Here is a 15643-nt window from a genome sequence, read left to right as displayed (position 1 = left end):
CCGGCTCGCGGACTCACGCCTTGCGGACCAGGACGTACGCCTGGGGCTGCTTCTCGTAGTCCAGGGGCGCGTGGGTGAGGGTGGCGACCTCGGTGAAGCCCGCGTCGCTCAGGAGACCGGTAATGTCGGCCGGGTCGTACCAGTACACGTCCAGGTCGAGATCGTGACCGTAGGCATTCGACAGGTGGTGCACACCATCGCCCACCTTGAAGGCGTGCAGAAGATAGCCGCCGGGCTGCACCACCCGATGGAGCTCAGCAAACACCGCTGGGAGATCCGAGCGTGGGGTGTGGACGAGTGAGTACCACGCGAGCGCTCCGGCCAGCTCGTCGTCCTTCAGCTCGAGCTCGAACAGCGTCCCGACCGAGAAACGGAGCTCCGGGTACGTCGACCGCGCGAGCGCGACCATCTCCGGCGAGAGGTCGATGCCGAAGGCATCCAGTCCGAGCCCGGCGAGGTACGTCGTGATCCGTCCGGGACCGCAGCCGAGGTCACCGACCGGTCCGGCCGGGACGAGCTCGGCGAAGAGGTTGAGCGCGGCCCGGTCGTACGGGTTGTCCTTCAGGTTGTCCTTGAGGATTTCGTGGTAGTCGGCGGCAACGGTGTCGTACGAGCCTCGGATGTCATTCACGCGAGGACTCTAGGCAACCGTTCCGACAGTTCCTCGTAGTCCGGCAGTGAGTTGTAGGCGTGCGCGGACAGCCGGATGAATCCGCGGCCGTCGAATCCGGTCAGCGTGATCTCCGCCTTCAGTTCCCGGGACACGCGCATCTTCAATCCCTCGGCGTCGGTGAGGTCGACGCTCGACGGCAACTCGACCAGCCGCATCGTCGCCGCCGGACGCACCACCTCGGCGATTCCGGTCCCGAGCGCTTTCGCCACCACGCGAGCGCCTTCGTCGACCAGGTCGCTCAACTGCGAGCGGCGTACCGGCCATTCGAGCTCGTCCAGGACCCGCAGCGACTCGAGCGCCGCGATCCAGGGCACGTAGTCGTACGTCCCCTGTACGTCGAACCGCTCCGGCAGGCGCTCGTCGTTCTCGGACCACGACACGATCAGCGGCAGGGTCGCCGTACGCCACTTCTCCGCGACCACGAGACCGGCCGTCGCCCGCGGCGAGGCCGGCCACTTGTGGAAGTTGCCCGTCCAGAAGTCGGCCCCGTCGGCGGCCGGGGCGTCGATCAGCCCGGGCGCGTGCGCACCATCCACCACGATCGGAACGCCGTACTCCGCGCACAAAGAGACCAGCGCACCGATCGGGAACACCATCGCCGTCGCCGAGCTGATCTGGTCCACGATCAGTACGGCGGCCCCGTCCAGAGTTGGCTCGATCAGTGAGGCCACGGTCTCGTCGTCAGCCTCCAGCGGTACGTCGACCACGGCCACCTCGGCCTGGTTGGCCCGGGCGAACCGCTCGGCGGCGTACCGCACCGCGCCGTACGCGTGGTTGGTCAGGACGATCCGGCTGCCCGCGGGGATCGGCAGGGTCGCGAGCGCGACAGTCACCCCGGCACTGGCGTTCGGCACGAGCGCGAAGCCGGACGGGTCGGTCCGCAGGTACGACGCCAACGCGAGCCGGCTCGTGGTCAGCCGGGCGGCGACCGAACGGAACCAGAGCATCGGATTGGCCTCGGTCTCGGCGCGCAAGGCGGCCATGACGTCCTGGGTACGCCGCGGCACAGCGCCGTACGAACCGTGGTTCAGGTGCAGGACATCGGGGTCGAGGGTCCACAGATCGGGGCGTGGGCTGAGTACCGTCACCACCCAAACGGTACATACTTCCAGTCGTGTATCCCTACCTCGACCACGACGGGCCGATCGCGATGGCCCACCGTGGCGGCGCGCTGCACCCGGACAACGTCGGCTACGAGAACTCGCTGCGCGCCTTCGAGCACGCGGTGAAACTCGGCTATCGCTACCTCGAGACCGACCTGCACGCGACCAGCGACGGGGTCGTCATCGCCTTCCACGACAGCCGGCTGGACCGGGTCACCGACCGGACCGGCGTGGTCGCGGAGCTGCCCTGGTCCGAGGTGAGCAAGGCGAAGATCAACGGGAACGAGCCGATCCCCCGCCTGGACGAGCTGCTCGAGCACTTCCCGCAGACCAGGTTCAACCTCGACATCAAGGCCGAGAACGGTCTGCGACCGGCGGCCGCCGTCCTCCGGGCCGCCAACGCGATCGACCGGGTCTGCGTCTCCTCGTTCTCCCAGTCCCGGGTACGGCGTATCCGTCGCGAGCTCGGGCCGAGTCTGTGCACCGGGTACGGCGACTGGGAGACCGCGCTGATCCGGTTCCTGCCGATTCCGCTGAAGTCGGGTGGTGCTTGTCTGCAGATCCCGGAGCGCTATGGCCGGCTCCGCGTGCTCACCCCCGGACTGATGAAGCGGGCGCATGCCCTGGGCAAGCAGGTGCACGTCTGGACCGTCGACAACCCGGCCGACATGCACCAGCTCCTCGACGCCGGTGCGGATGGGCTGATCACCGACCGGACGGACCTGCTGCGCGACGTCCTGATCGAACGGGGCCAGTGGCACTGAAGTGTTATCCGCGGGTCCGTCGGTTCGTCCCTCTGACCTGACAAACTCCTGCGCATGGGACTTCTCTCCGCCCCGGCGGCGGTCGACAAGCGTGAGTACTGGGGTTTCAGCCTCTACGACTGGGCCAACTCCGGTTACGTCACCACCGTCGGCACGGTGCTGTTCGCGCCGTACCTGACCTCGGTCGCCGAGACCGCCGCCTGCGGATACGTCGGTACGACGGACAGGCCCTGCCACACCAACCTCGACGTCCTCGGGCTGGGCATCTCTCCCGGTTCGCTCGCCTTCTACGTCGTCACCGTCGCGACCCTGGTGTCGGCGCTGTTCCTGCCCGTGGTGGGCGCGATCGCGGACCGGCTGGAGCGCAAGAAGCTGCTGATGTGCGGTTTCGCCTGGTCCGGCGCGCTCGCCGCCTGCTGCATGGTGTTCGTCGGCGGCGGTCGCTGGGAGCTCGGCGCGCTGCTGCTGTTCATCGGCAACCTGTGTCTCGGCTCGTCTCTGGTGGTCTACGACTCGATCCTGATCGACATCACCGGCCCGGACGACCGGGACGACGTCTCGTCCCGCGCCTGGGCCTTCGGCTACCTCGGCGGCTTCATCCTGCTCACGATCAACCTGGCCGTGGTCACCGCCCACGAGGCGCTCGGCCTCAGCCAGGGTGCGGCGGTCCGCCTCAGCCTGCTGTCCGCCGGGCTGTGGTGGGGTGCGTTCACCTTCATCCCGTTCGTGAAGCTGCGCAACCGGCCGCCGACCCACGTCGTACCGGTGCGCAGCGGCAGTCTGGTCCGGCAGAGCTTCGGCCAGCTGGCGGCGACGTTGAGGCACATGCGGACCTACCCGATGACGCTGCTGTTCCTGATCGCGTACCTGTTCTTCAACGACGGGATCCAGACGGTCATCTCGGTCTCCTCGACGTACGGGGAGAAGCAGCTCGGGTTCGAGACGCAGGTGCTGATCGCGACCATCCTGCTGGTGCAGTTCGTCGCGTTCTTCGGTGCGCTGGCGTTCGGGCGGTTCGCGCGGCGCTTCGGCACCAAGCGGACCATCATGGGCGGGCTGGTGTTCTGGATGCTGATCGTGATCGCCGGCTTCCTGCTCCCGGCCCGGCAGATCGTGCCGTTCCTCGCGATGGGTGTGGCGATCGGCGTCGTCCTCGGCGGCACCCAGGCGCTGTCCCGCTCCGCCTTCAGCCAGCTGATCCCGGCGGGGCGGGAGGCCGAGTACTTCTCGCTCTACCAGGCCGGTGAGCGCGGCACGTCGTGGCTCGGCACGCTCGTCTTCGGCCTGGTCCACCAGATCACCGGCTCCTACCGTCCGGCCATCGTCGCCCTCGGCCTGTTCTTCGTCGTCGGCCTGGTGCTGCTGTCCCGCGTCGACATGCGCCGCGGCATCACCGAAGCCGGCAACACCCAACCCACCCTCATCTGACCTCGGCAACAACCCGGGTCAAATCAACCAGCTTCCCACCATCGGCGCGCAGCTCGTCTCGTCAGGCTCGAAGCCTCGCCCGACCAGTTTGCAGGCCTCCAGCCGGCACAGCCAGCACAGGGGAGACTGTCGCTACTTCCTGTGCTCGATGGGAGGCGACAGGGTCAAGTCCAGGGAGCCGTCGATCACGGCGGCGGCGACGGCGCTGAGGTGGCGTTCGTTGCGGCGCGCGTAGGTGCGCAGGACGGCGAAGGCCGCGTCCACGCCGATACCGGCTCGCTCGGCCAGTACTCCTTTGGCCTGTTCGATGAGGATGCGGCTGTTCAGCGCACCCTGGAGTTGTTCGGCGATGATCTCGCCGCGGCGGACGGTGCGTTCCTGCAGCAGACCGATGGTGGCGACGTCCGACAAAGCTTGGCCCACCGCGAGGTCGTCGTCGCTCAGGCTGGTCTGGTTCCGGCAAAACAGGTTCATCGCCCCGATGACCTGTCCGCGCAGCCGCAGCGGCAGGGCGTGCACGGAGCGGAAACCGGCCGCGGTGGTCGCTGCCTGGAAGCGCGGCCAGCGGGTCTCGACCTCGGCCAGGTCGATGTTCACGACTGGCTGCCCGGTGGTGAAGCAGTCCAGGCAGGGTCCTTCGGAGTTCTGCAGCTCGAACAGCTCCAGCACTCGGGCCTGGTCGGTGGTGGAGGCCAGCACGTGCAGCTGGTCCCGTGGGTCGGCCAGAATGAGGCCGGCCGCGTCGGCGTGCAGCAGTTCGACGCTGCGTTCGGTGAGCGTGTGCAGGAACTCGATCATGTCGAAGTCGTCGACGAGGGTGTCGGCGAGCTCGACGAACACGCCGGCCAGTCGCTGCTCCCTGCTCATGGCACTCTCTTTCCTGACGTGATCGTGTCCCGTGACCGGGTCGTGTCTATTCATGATGATCGTCTTCGGGCGGGAAGCGTAGCTGCCGGGCCACCACGTCCTTGGCTACGTCGAGCAGAGATCGTTCGCTGCTGTAGGCGTAGGCCTGGAGCAGCAGCATTGCCTCGGCCAAGCCGACCCCGGCCTGCACGGTGATCATCCCGGTCGCTTGATGAACCTCACGGCGGCTCTCGACGGCCTCGGCCAGCTCGGGGTGCAGCGGCTGACCCGACGGTACCCCGTCCTGCAGGTGCAGCAAGATCGTGGTGGCCGCCTCGGCGAAGGCCAGCGCCTCGGCCAACTGGGGCCGGTCCAGCGGCCCGGTCGCGTCGCGGTACAGGTCGAGCGTTCCGAGCCGGATCGCACCGACCTGCAGTGGAAACGCGAACACGGCAGCGATACCTGCTTGGAGGGCGGCGGCGGTGAAGCCCGGCCACCTTGCCGCCCCAGTGGCGGCCAGGTCGGATTGCAGCACCGGGTGCCCGTCGTGCGACGCGTCCACGCACGGGCCCTCGCCGAGAGTCGCCTGGAGATCCTCCATCACCGCGGCCGGCCCGTCCGTGGCCGTGATGGTGCCGCCGTGGCCGGTCGCGGTCACCAACGCCAACCCCACTCCGCTGACCGGTATCGCCACCGCACAAGCGCGGCACAGCCGCTCCGGGAGCCCGGCTGTCTCGGTGCCCATGATGTCGGCCAGGATCTGCCGAACCCGCAACGATGACACCTGACCACACCGCCTTCCCACTCCACATCGCCAACCAAGGCCAACCCACTGATCAGCTGATCACCGGAGATCCATCGGCGGCTCCGGCTGGTGATCTGGTGGGAAGCCGGCGGGTGGTGACAGCCACCACCACGCCCGTCGCGGGCGAACTTGAACTGGGGCGGTAACTGCCGGCCGCAGGGGGCTGATGATCCACAGCGCGTGTGAACATGGGCCCGCCTCCCTGCAATAACACTCCACCGGAGCGCCGCCGGGTCTATGGCAGCCCAACACGCCGCTCCGAATCGCAGCGGTGTGATACCTCGAACGATACCCCCAATCCGCACCCACAGCGCCACTGAGGTCCCCAGCTGTACAGGACGCGCAGAAGCGCCGGTCCGAGCGCACCCACAACGCATCAACGTGACCAGACGCACGAAACGGGCCCTACCGCGCCATTGCGGTAAGGGCCCGTTCGAGGTCTGTCAGGCGGTGCGCTTGGTGCGGTGCAGGTGGGCGGGGCCGATCTCGCCCTTGCGGAGCAGCTCGACGCGCTCGGCGAGGAGCTCCTCGAGCTCGGAGATGCTACGGCGCTCGCGCAGCATGTCCCAGTGCGTACGGGCCGGCTTCTCCTGCTTCGGCTCCGGCTTCTCTCCGGTGGACCGGGCGGCCTCGCTGCCGCAGTGCGGGCACTCCCAGACCGCGGGCACCTCGGCGTCGTGCGCCATCGTGACCTCGACCACGTGGCCGCGGGGGCAGTCGTACGTGATCATCTGGCGCGGCGCGAACTCGACACCACGGTCGTCCTCGAAGCTGACCCCACCCAGCCCCGAACCACGCAGTACGCGATTAGACATGTCAAACCTCCGAGATTGTCATCCGTGCCAACGGTCGGCCGGCCCGGATCATTCCCATTTTGGCATGCCCGAGCCACATGTACGCACCTGACAGCACCGTTGTGACGCCCTGTCATCGAGCGTTCACACATCACGGTGTGTCGCCGTCACAAGCTCAGGTAGCGGTTCAGCCAGGAATGGCTCGACCTCAGGTCAAGGTTCAGCCTCCGGCACCACGACACGGCACAACCTCAAGGACAGGTTTCGTCGACCGGGGCCGACCTCAAGGCGCCCGTCCATACTGGGCCGATGCAGAACTGGATCACCACACCCATCACACTCGAGCTGTTGCGCGGCGCGCTGGAGCTGGAACCGACCGAGGTCGGGTTGTTGCCGCATCGGTTACCCGCGTGGGCGCGGCGGCAGTACGACGATCCGCAGTTGGAGATGGTGGAGTCGCAGCCGTCCGGGGTGCGGTTGGTGTTCAGCACCCGGGCTACCGCTGTCGAGCTGGAGGTACGGCCGACCAAGCGGGTCTACACCGGTGCGCCGCCTACACCGGATGGGGTGTACGACGTACTCGTCGACGGGAAGCTGGTCGACCAGGCGACAGTGCCCGGCGGGAACGTACTGACCATCGATATCACCACCGGAGCGATCTCACAGCGACCCGGTGAGATCGGAACCGTGCAGGTCAGCGGGTTGTCGGGTGACCAAAAGACAATCGAGATCTGGCTGCCACACACCGAGACCACCGAACTCGTTGCCCTGCGCACCGATGCGCCGATCGAGCCGGTCGCCGGCTCCGGGCGGCGGATCTGGGTGCATCACGGGAGCTCGATCAGCCATGGTTCGAACGCGACCAGCCCCACCGGCACCTGGGTCGTTCACGCTGCCTCACTCGCCGGCGTCGAGCCGATCAACCTCGGCTTCGGCGGCAGTGCGCTGCTCCAGCCGTTCGTCGCCCGCACGCTGCGGGACCTACCCGCCGACCTGATCAGCGTGAAGCTCGGCATCAATGTGGTGAACACCGACGTGATGCGCCGACGTGCCTTCGGCCCCGCCGTGCACGGCTTCCTGGACATCATCCGCGAGGGCCATCCCACCACCCCACTCCTGGTCGTCTCCCCCATCCTCTGCCCGATGCACGAGGACACCCCGGGCCCGGCCACGTGGGACCTGGACGCGCTGAGCCGAGGCGAACTGCGGTTCGCCGCTACCGGCGACCCGGCCGACGTACCGGCCGGGAAACTGACGCTCAACGTCATCCGGGACGAACTGGCCCGCATCGTGGGTCAGCGAGCCGCCGAGGACCCGAACCTGCATTACCTCGACGGCCGCGACCTCTACGGGCCGGCCGACAACGCCGAGCTGCCGCTGCCCGACGACCTCCACCCCGACGGGCCGACCCACCAGCGGATGGCCGAACGCTTCGCCGAGCTGGCGCTCAACGGCCCGTTCGGCGCTACGGCTTCTTCGGGTCCGGGTCGATGACCTCGCCCTGGATCACGTCGCCCGCGGCCGGTCCGGGCCGGGCCGTCGTCGGACCGGTCGGACCTGTCGGCCCGGCGCCCGGGATGAAGCCGGTGAGGTTCGCGCCGCCCAGCTGAGTCGTCAGCCGGCGGCTCAGGAACGCCGACAGCCCACGACGCGCCAGCGGGCGGGTGAACGGCAGCACGAAGAAGAAGCCGAAGACATCCGTGACGAACCCGGGCGTGAGCAGCAGCGTGCCGCCGACCAGGACCAGGGCGGCGTCCGACAGCTCCCGGCCGGGCATCTTCCCGGTCTGCAGGGCGTTCTGGAGAGCGTTCCAAGCCCGCCGGCCCTCGCGCTTGATCAGCCAGGCACCGAGCGCACTCTCCACCAGCAAGAGCCCGACCGTCGGCCAGCCGCCGATCACCTGGCCGATCTGGATGATCACGTAGATCTCCAGAATCGGCACCACCAGCAGCGCGAGTGCCACGAACCACGGCATGTTCATCCCTTCCTGACCAAGTCCCGGACCTGCCGAGCGCGATGCGCCAGTCCCCAGCGTCCGACCCGGGCCATCGCCTCGATCACGATGGACCGCGACATCTTCGACTGACCGCGTTCCCGCTCGACGAACGTGATCGGCACCTCGACCACCCGGAACCCGGCCTTGATCGCCCGCCACGCCAGATCGACCTGGAAGCAGTAGCCCGCCGAGGCGACCTCGTCCAGCCCGATCCCCTCCAGTGTTGCGCGCCGGAACGCGCGATACCCGCCGGTGGCGTCCTTCAGCGGTACGCCGAGCGCCAGCCGGGTATAGACGTTCCCGCCCCGGCTGAGGATCTCGCGCGACTTCGGCCAGTTCTGGACGGCGCCGCCCGGCACGTACCGCGACCCCAGGACGAGGTCCGCGTCCCGCAGCGCGGTCAGCAGCCGGGGCAGCTGCTCCGGCTGGTGCGAACCGTCCGCGTCGTGCTCGACGAGTACGCCGTACTCGCGCTCGATGCCCCAGCGGAAGCCGGCGATGTACGCGGCGCCGAGGCCCTCCTTGCCCTTGCGGTGCAGGACATGCACGTGAGCGTCGTTGGCGGCCAGCTTGTCGGCCAGGTCGCCGGTGCCGTCCGGCGAGTTGTCGTCGGCGACCAGCACGTCCGCCTCCGGTACGGCGTCGCGCAGCCGGCTGACGATCGGCTCGATGTTCTCGGCTTCGTTGTACGTCGGGATGATGACCAGGATCCGGCCGAGATCCGCGAAGGGGGTGCTCACGCTGCGACTACTCCTGCCTCCGGTGACGACTCTGTCACCGGGTCCGAGCCGGCCTGTTGACTCAGGCCGGGACCTTTTCGCGGCTGCGCGTGGGCGCCGGCGGGGTCTGCGGGCCGCTGTCCGCCCGCCGGCGGCGAGCCACCAGCGCGAGGACCACGGCCAGGATCCCCAGGCCGGTCAAGATCCACTGCGGCCAGCCGCCGAGTGTGGTGGCCAGCGTATGGGTATCGCGGACCGGAACGGAGGCGACATACACATCCGGCACGAACTGTGACGACTTGTGCTCCACCGTGCCGTCCGGTCGGATCACGCCGGAGATCCCGCTGGTCGACGCGATCAGCACGGTCCGGCCGGTCTCGATCGCGCGCATCCGGGTGATGGCGAACTGCTGCTCGGGCTGACCGGTGCCGCCGTACGTCGCGTTGTTCGTCTGTACGACGAGGATCTGGGCGCCGCCCTTCATCACGTCCTCGACCACGTCGTCGTACGCGACCTCGAAGCAGATCACGTCGCCGTAGGTGACTCCCCCGATCGGCAGCACACCGGGCACCGTGCCGGGCGCGGTCTGCCGGCCGACCATCTCCAGGCGCTTGATGTAGGGCAGCAGTTGCTCGCGGAACGGGATGTACTCCCCGAAGGGCACCGGGTGCCGCTTCGCGTAGATCTGCCCGGGTCCCTTGACCGGATCCCAGACGACGCCCGTGGTCTGGCGCTCGTTCGGGCCAGGGCCTTCGAGGACGGCGCCGACCAGGATCGGCACGTCGACGGCCCTGACCGCTTCCTCGATGTCGGCCTTGGTCTCGGGGTCCTTGAACGGGTCGATGTCGGTGGAGTTCTCCGGCCAGATGACGATGTCCGGCTTGTCTTCCGTGCCCGCCTGGACTCGCTGCTGCAGTTCGAGGGTGGCGTTCAGATGGTAGCGGGTGACGGTCCGGGCGCGGCCGAGGAACTCCAGCCCCTTGCCCGGGACGTTGCCCTGCACCATCGCGGCCGTCACCACCTTGCCGTTGCCCTCGGTCGACAGGTTGATCAGCGCACTCCCGCCGACGATCGCGACGCCGGCGACCAGCGCGACGGCCCGGAGCTTGAGCGCGCTCTTCGGCCGCAGGACGGCGTACACCAAGACACCGAGGACGGCGATCACGAAGCTCAGGCCGGGGATGCCGACCAGCGACGCCAACTTGCCCAGCGGCGAGTCGGCGAACGCCCACGCCAGCCGGCCCCACGGGAACCCACCGAACGGGATCGACGCGGTCGCGAACTCGGTCGCCACCCACAGGCACGGGATCCACAGCGGCCACAGCTTCAGCTTGAGCACCTGCGTCGCGAACGCCCCGAAGACCGCGTAGAAGAGTCCCTCCAGAATCGCCAGCGCGATCGCGGCGTCACCACCGATGACGCTCAACCACGGCACCAGGACCAAGTAATAGGTGATGCCGAAGCCGGCGCCGATCAGGAACCCGGCCTTGGCCGAGACGCCGTTGAGGGCGGCCAGGAACAGCGGTACGGCGACGACCGTCAGCCAGGGGTAGTCGTGCGGTTCGAAGGCGAATCCAAGCAGCACGCCCGCGACCACGGCCACGGCCACCCTCGGGAGGACCCGCCCCAGCGCCTTCAACCGGTCCACTCGGTACCCCTTGTCCTCACTGTCCCGGCCGACGCCGGTTGCACGACCGTACAACGTGCCGGACAAGCAAATGTATCCGGTCGGTAAGCCGATCAGCACCGATTGCGGAAAGTGAAGGAATATCAGCACCGGGCGAGGAAGTGAGAGGACCTCAGCCAACTCTGGACGGGCCGCAACAGGAAAGAGGCTCGGCGCGCCTTCGGACCAACCGCCGATGCGCTGGCTGCGAACCGTCCGGCTGTTGTCTACTGGCCGCCGAGCCTCTTCCACCTCTGCCCCGCGGGGGGCTAACCACCGGCGATCTCAGCCCCCGTCGACTCAAGCCTGGCACTGGCCTGGTCAGCGTCGCGGGATCATCCGGTGGCCGAACTTCGTGTAACCGTTGATAAAACGGGATATGACGACCCCCAAAACGATGCTCGCTGACGGCGATGGTGTCAACCTCTCCAGCCCCTCCTTGAGGCCGTTGTAACACTTCGCCCGCCCTGCAGGGGAAATGAGGAAGTCTCAGTGGAGTCACATTACAGAGCCGTATCGGCACTCCAAGTGACCGTTACCCACGGCAACCAACCGTCACCCAACCGGTACGACGACCGTCCCGATGGCGCGGGTGATCACCAGGGGCTCGGCCAAAACCTCGGCCGCCGACCCGGACACGTCCGGCCGGCCCCGGCAGACCACCGAGGCACTGAACTCGAGCTCCCGGCTCCGGTTTCCGACCCGGGTGATCGTCGCCGTCACCTCCACCACGTCACCGGCCCGCAACGGCTGCAGGAACTGGACGTCCGAGTAGGAGGCGAACAACCCCTCGTCGCCGTCGGCCTGGATGCAGACCTCGGTCGCCACGTCGCCGAACAGCCCGAGCACGTAGGCACCGTCGACCAGGTTCCCGGCGTAGTGCGCATGGCTGTACGGCACATAGCGCCGGTGCGTCACGGACAGCCCGATAGTTGCCTTTGACACCTTTTCACGCACTCTTTCGTTGCGGGGTTCGCCTGGTCACCAGTGCGTCGACCAGGTAGCTGGCCACCTCGCCCGGTGTGGTGCCGCGGCCGAACACCCGGTCCACCCCGAGATCGGCGGCCATCTGCTCGGTAAAACGGGGGCCGCCGGCAACCAACACCGGCCGGGCGTCCTCGGGGTACGCCTCCCGGAACGCGGCCGACATCTCCTTCGTGTTCAGCACGTGCGCCTCCCGCTGGGTGACCACCTGCGACACCAGGATCGCGTCCGCCTTCTCCGCCTTCGCCCGGCGGACCAGCTCCGGTACGGCGACCTGGGCGCCGAGGTTGACCACCTTCAGCTCGCGGTAGTACTCCAGGCCCTTCTCCCCCGCGAAGCCCTTGATGTTCATGATCGCGTCGATCCCGACCGTGTGCGCGTCGGTGCCGATACACGCGCCGACGATGGTCAGCCGGCGGCGCAACGTCTTGCGGATCGCGAGGTTGACCTCCTTCGGCGACAGCAGCGGGTAGTCGCGCTCGATCACCTCGACCTTGCTGGTGTCGACCAGGTGGTTCACCGGGCCGTAGACCACGAAGAAGGTGAAGTCCGGTCCCACCGCCTTGGCGTGCACGACCAGCGCCGGGTCCATGCCCATCTTGTTCGCCAGTTGCACGGCGGCGCCCTCGGCCCGCTTGTCGTGCGGGATCGGCAGCGTGAACGACAGCTGCACCATCCCGTCACCCGTCGTGTCGCCGTACGGCCGGATGATGCTCACCGGTCCTCCTCCAACAATTCGATCGCCGGGTTGTAGTAGGTGCCGGCTCGCTTGGCGACACCGTCGAGGCCGCGGCCGGCGTCCTGCGGGCGCTTCATCAGTCCGAAGGTGCCGTCGCCGATCGCGTTCAGCAGGCCGTCGTCGACGATCTCCTCCAGCAGCTCGACCGATTCGGCCAGCACCTGCCGGGCGCGCTGGGCGATGAACCCGTCCGGCGCCGGCCGGAAGTCCTCATGAAGGTTGCCGGCGGCACCCATCACGTAGCGGACGTTCTGCAGGGCCAGGTCGCGGTCGGAGATCCACGGCGTCACCACCGCCTCGGTCATCATGCCGACCAGCAGGATGCCCTGCCCGGTCATCGCACCGACCAGGTTGAAGAAACCGTCCAGCAGGTAGCCGCGGAACACGTCGCCGGTCATGTGCCGGGTCGGCGGCATCCACTTCAGCGGCGCGTCCGGGAACAGCTGCCGGGCCAGCATCGCGTGCGCGAGCTCGAGCCGGAACGAGTCGGGCAGATCCGGGTTGATCTCGAACGCGTGCCCGAGGCCGAGCTGCCAGTCCTCGAGTCCGGCCTCCTTGGCGAAGTACTCGTTCAGCAGCTGTGAGACCGTCACCGTGTGCGCGGCCTCGACCGCGTCCGCGGTGGTCAGGTAGTTGTCCTCGCCGGTGTTGATGATGATCCCGGCGCGGGCGTGGATCTGCCGGCTGAACCGCTGGTCGACAAAGGTCCGGATCGGGTTGATGTCGCGGAACAGGATTCCGTACATCGAGTCGTTCAGCATCATGTCCAGCCGTTCGAGACCGGCCAGCGTCGCGATCTCCGGCATGCACAGCCCGGACGCGTAGTTCGTCAGCCGCACGTACCGGCCGAGCTCCTTCGAGGTCTCGTCCAGCGCGGTCCGCATCAGCCGGAAGTTCTCCTGCGTCGCGTACGTGCCGGCGAACCCTTCGCGGGTTGCTCCCTCGGGCACATAGTCGAGCAGCGACTGGCCGGTCGACCGGATCACCGCGATGATGTCAGCACCCTCCCGCGCGGCCGCCTGCGCCTGCGGGATGTCCTCGTAGATGTCGCCGGTGGCAACGATCAGGTAGATCCACGGCCGCTGCTCCGGGTCACCGTGCCGCTTGATCAGCCGGTCCCGCTCGCGCCGCCGCGCGTCGATCCGCTTCAGCCCGGCCGCCGCCGCCTTCCGCGACGCGGCCCGAGCCCGGACGGCGTCTCGTCCCTCAGGCACCCGGAACGTCACCGACCCCGTTGCCGCCTTCTGCGCCAGGACGCTCAGGTCCTCGGCCTCGCCACGCACCAGCGCGTCCCAGACCGGCAGCGCGAGTCCATGCTCGAGCCCGACGTCCGCACGGACGGTGTCCGCGAGCCGGTTGACCCATGGAATCCCGTCCGTGTCCGCGCCGGTCAGCCCGGCCAACCGCAGGACCGCACGCTCGACCGACACCGTCGTGTGCTGCCGGGCCAGGTTGACGATCGGCCGGCCCGCTTTCCGGGCCAGGCTGCGCGCCTTCCGGATGGTGACCGGATCGAGGTCGAGCTTCTTCACCGCACGCGTCACCGCGACCATCCTTCGGATTCGTAGATCACGCGGCCGCCGACAGCGGTCCGCACACACGTCGGCGTCCCGTCGCTGAGGTCCGGCAGCACCGGCACCCCGGCCCGCGGGTCCGTCGACCACGCGGCCACACGCTCGTCCGGCGTTTGTACGACGAGGTCCGCATCGGTCTGCCAGATCGCGTACGTCGCGGCCGTACCGGGCGCGAGCACACCGGCGTCGTCGATCCCGGCCGCCCGCCAACCACCGCGGGTGTGCGCCTGGAACGCGGCCCGCACGGTGATCCGCTCCGCCTTCTCGTGGTGGAACGCGGCCGCCCGCACGGCTGCCCACCCGCCGAGCTCGGTCACCGGCGAGTCCGAACCGAACGCCAGTACGACGCCCGCGCGGGCCAGCGAACCGAACGGGTTCATGCCCTGCCACCGATCGCCGACCCGCTCGGCGTACATGCCGTCCGGACCGCCCCAGAGTGCGTCGAACATCGGCTGGACGCTGGCGACCACCCCACACCGGGCCAGCGTCGCGATCACGGCGTCATCCACCATCTCGACGTGCTCGAGGCGGTGGCGCGCGGCAACGAGTGCCTGGACGCCGACCTTCTCGGCGGCGAGCTCGAAACCGCGGGCGATGTTGTCGAGTGCCTGGTCGCCGATGCAGTGGAAGCCGGCCTGCACGTTCCGCTCGGTGCAGGCGATGACGTGCTCGGCGATCTCCTCGGCCGTCAGGTACGCATGGCCGCGGTGATCCGCGCGATCGGCGTACGCCTCGCGCAGAGCCGCCGTCCGGGAACCGAGCGCGCCGTCGGCGTTGAGGTCACCGGCGAGACCCGCGAGCCCGTAGGTCTCGACGTGCTCGAAGACGCCCGGCTGACCCCAGTACAGCGTGGCCGAGAGGCCGAGCTCGTCGGCGACCGAGCGGACCAGCGGCAGTTCCCAGAGCGGTCCGATGTGCGGCGCCGCCAGCTCGTGGAAGGCGCCGATCCCCTTCGCTGCCATCGCCTTCAGCGCGGCCTCGATGTGCTGACGCCGTTGGTCCGGGCCGATCAGTTCGCTCAGCGCGTCTCGCACCGCGTGGTGCGCGTCCCGCTCCACCCGGCCGCTGGCGTCGTACCCGTCGCCTTGCGCGGTCGGCACGAGAGTGGACGAGATCACTCCGGAGTGACCGTCGACGCGGGACAGGTACACCATGCGGCCGCCGGCCGCGCGATCCAGCTCCCCGGCCGTCGGCGGGCGACCTTCCGGCCATTTCGTCTCGTCCCAGCCTGCGCCGTCGATCACCGCGTCGGCGGGCAGCGTTCGGGCGAAGGACGCGAGCTTGTCGAGTGCTTCGGTGAGCGACGTCGTACCCGCGAGGTCGAGGCCGGTCAGCAGCGCGCCGGTCTGCGCGGTGTGGACGTGAGCGTCGACGAAGGCCGGCGTGACCAGCTTGCCGTCGAGGTCGATCACCTCGTCCGCACCGTCGGAGTACGACGAGGCGCCGGTGTCGTCACCGAGCCAGGTGACCACACCGTCGTCGAACGCGATCGCGGTCGCGTGCGGGTCGGCGGGAGAGTAGACGGAACCGTTCGTCAGAAGTGTGCGCACGA

General features: G+C 68.6%; 15 protein-coding genes. 3 read left to right on the top strand and 12 right to left on the bottom strand.

Annotation, left to right across the window (positions count from 1 at the left end; translation table 11 throughout):
- Window positions 1-13: 13 nt before the first annotated feature.
- The gene (locus tag AB0F43_RS24580) at window positions 14-631 is read right to left on the bottom strand and encodes a methyltransferase domain-containing protein (protein ID WP_360481117.1); all 618 of its coding nucleotides are present in this window, start codon (window positions 629-631) and stop codon (window positions 14-16) included.
- Window positions 628-1761 carry an aminotransferase class I/II-fold pyridoxal phosphate-dependent enzyme gene (locus AB0F43_RS24575; protein ID WP_360481114.1) on the bottom strand — a complete coding sequence of 378 codons (1134 nt, stop codon included), beginning with the start codon at window positions 1759-1761 and terminating at the stop codon, window positions 628-630. Before AB0F43_RS24575 ends, AB0F43_RS24580 begins: the two co-directional genes overlap by 4 nt.
- Window positions 1762-1787: 26 nt before the next feature.
- On the opposite strand from AB0F43_RS24575, the gene AB0F43_RS24570 reads away from it, so the two are divergent.
- Both AB0F43_RS24570 and AB0F43_RS24565 read left to right on the top strand, forming a co-directional pair.
- Complete coding sequence (locus AB0F43_RS24570) at window positions 1788-2540, top strand: glycerophosphodiester phosphodiesterase family protein (RefSeq protein ID WP_360481111.1); 753 nt, start codon at window positions 1788-1790, stop codon at window positions 2538-2540.
- 54 nt (window positions 2541-2594) lie between these two features.
- Window positions 2595-3968: an MFS transporter gene (locus AB0F43_RS24565; RefSeq protein ID WP_360481108.1), complete on the top strand. Its 1374-nt coding sequence runs from the start codon at window positions 2595-2597 to the stop codon at window positions 3966-3968.
- Window positions 3969-4100: 132 nt separating this feature from the next.
- Here the strand turns inward: AB0F43_RS24565 and AB0F43_RS24560 are convergent, their stop codons facing one another.
- The 3 genes from AB0F43_RS24560 to AB0F43_RS24550 all read right to left on the bottom strand — a co-directional run bounded on the left by AB0F43_RS24560 (window position 4101) and on the right by AB0F43_RS24550 (window position 6434).
- Window positions 4101-4835: a GAF and ANTAR domain-containing protein gene (locus tag AB0F43_RS24560; RefSeq protein ID WP_360481105.1), complete on the bottom strand. Its 735-nt coding sequence runs from the start codon at window positions 4833-4835 to the stop codon at window positions 4101-4103.
- A 46-nt stretch (window positions 4836-4881) separates the two neighbouring features.
- Window positions 4882-5589: an ANTAR domain-containing protein gene (locus tag AB0F43_RS24555; protein ID WP_360481102.1), complete on the bottom strand. Its 708-nt coding sequence runs from the start codon at window positions 5587-5589 to the stop codon at window positions 4882-4884.
- 473 nt (window positions 5590-6062) lie between these two features.
- Window positions 6063-6434, bottom strand: a complete 372-nt coding sequence (locus AB0F43_RS24550; RefSeq protein ID WP_130448290.1) for an RNA polymerase-binding protein RbpA — start codon at window positions 6432-6434, stop codon at window positions 6063-6065.
- A 288-nt stretch (window positions 6435-6722) separates the two neighbouring features.
- Between AB0F43_RS24550 and AB0F43_RS24545 the strand changes: the two genes are divergently transcribed.
- A complete protein-coding gene (locus AB0F43_RS24545) occupies window positions 6723-7907 on the top strand; it encodes a GDSL-type esterase/lipase family protein (protein ID WP_360481099.1) in 1185 nt (394 codons plus the stop codon).
- Here the strand turns inward: AB0F43_RS24545 and AB0F43_RS24540 are convergent.
- The 7 genes from AB0F43_RS24540 to AB0F43_RS24510 all read right to left on the bottom strand — a co-directional run bounded on the left by AB0F43_RS24540 (window position 7879) and on the right by AB0F43_RS24510 (window position 15641).
- A complete protein-coding gene (locus tag AB0F43_RS24540) occupies window positions 7879-8388 on the bottom strand; it encodes an FxsA family protein (RefSeq protein WP_360481096.1) in 510 nt (169 codons plus the stop codon). The two genes, AB0F43_RS24545 and AB0F43_RS24540, sit on opposite strands and share 29 nt — an antisense overlap.
- 2 nt (window positions 8389-8390) lie before the next feature.
- Window positions 8391-9149, bottom strand: a complete 759-nt coding sequence (locus AB0F43_RS24535; RefSeq protein ID WP_360481093.1) for a polyprenol monophosphomannose synthase — start codon at window positions 9147-9149, stop codon at window positions 8391-8393.
- A gap of 61 nt (window positions 9150-9210) precedes the next feature.
- Window positions 9211-10776 (bottom strand): apolipoprotein N-acyltransferase, encoded by a 1566-nt coding sequence (gene lnt, locus AB0F43_RS24530; RefSeq protein WP_360481090.1) that lies wholly within the window; start codon window positions 10774-10776, stop codon window positions 9211-9213.
- A 573-nt stretch (window positions 10777-11349) separates the two neighbouring features.
- Window positions 11350-11739, bottom strand: coding sequence for a hotdog domain-containing protein (locus tag AB0F43_RS24525; protein ID WP_360481087.1), 390 nt, complete (start codon window positions 11737-11739; stop codon window positions 11350-11352).
- 4 nt (window positions 11740-11743) lie between these two features.
- Window positions 11744-12496: an OAM dimerization domain-containing protein gene (locus tag AB0F43_RS24520; RefSeq protein WP_360481084.1), complete on the bottom strand. Its 753-nt coding sequence runs from the start codon at window positions 12494-12496 to the stop codon at window positions 11744-11746.
- Window positions 12493-14070 (bottom strand): lysine 5,6-aminomutase subunit alpha, encoded by a 1578-nt coding sequence (locus AB0F43_RS24515; RefSeq protein WP_360481081.1) that lies wholly within the window; start codon window positions 14068-14070, stop codon window positions 12493-12495. The genes AB0F43_RS24520 and AB0F43_RS24515 overlap by 4 nt, the downstream gene beginning before the upstream one ends.
- The gene (locus AB0F43_RS24510) at window positions 14058-15641 is read right to left on the bottom strand and encodes an amidohydrolase family protein (RefSeq protein ID WP_360481078.1); all 1584 of its coding nucleotides are present in this window, start codon (window positions 15639-15641) and stop codon (window positions 14058-14060) included. The genes AB0F43_RS24515 and AB0F43_RS24510 overlap by 13 nt, the downstream gene beginning before the upstream one ends.
- Window positions 15642-15643: the final 2 nt, after the last annotated feature.

Source organism: Kribbella sp. NPDC023972, assembly GCF_040639075.1.
Classification (GTDB): domain Bacteria; phylum Actinomycetota; class Actinomycetes; order Propionibacteriales; family Kribbellaceae; genus Kribbella.
This window is presented reverse-complemented; position numbering and strand designations above follow the sequence as displayed.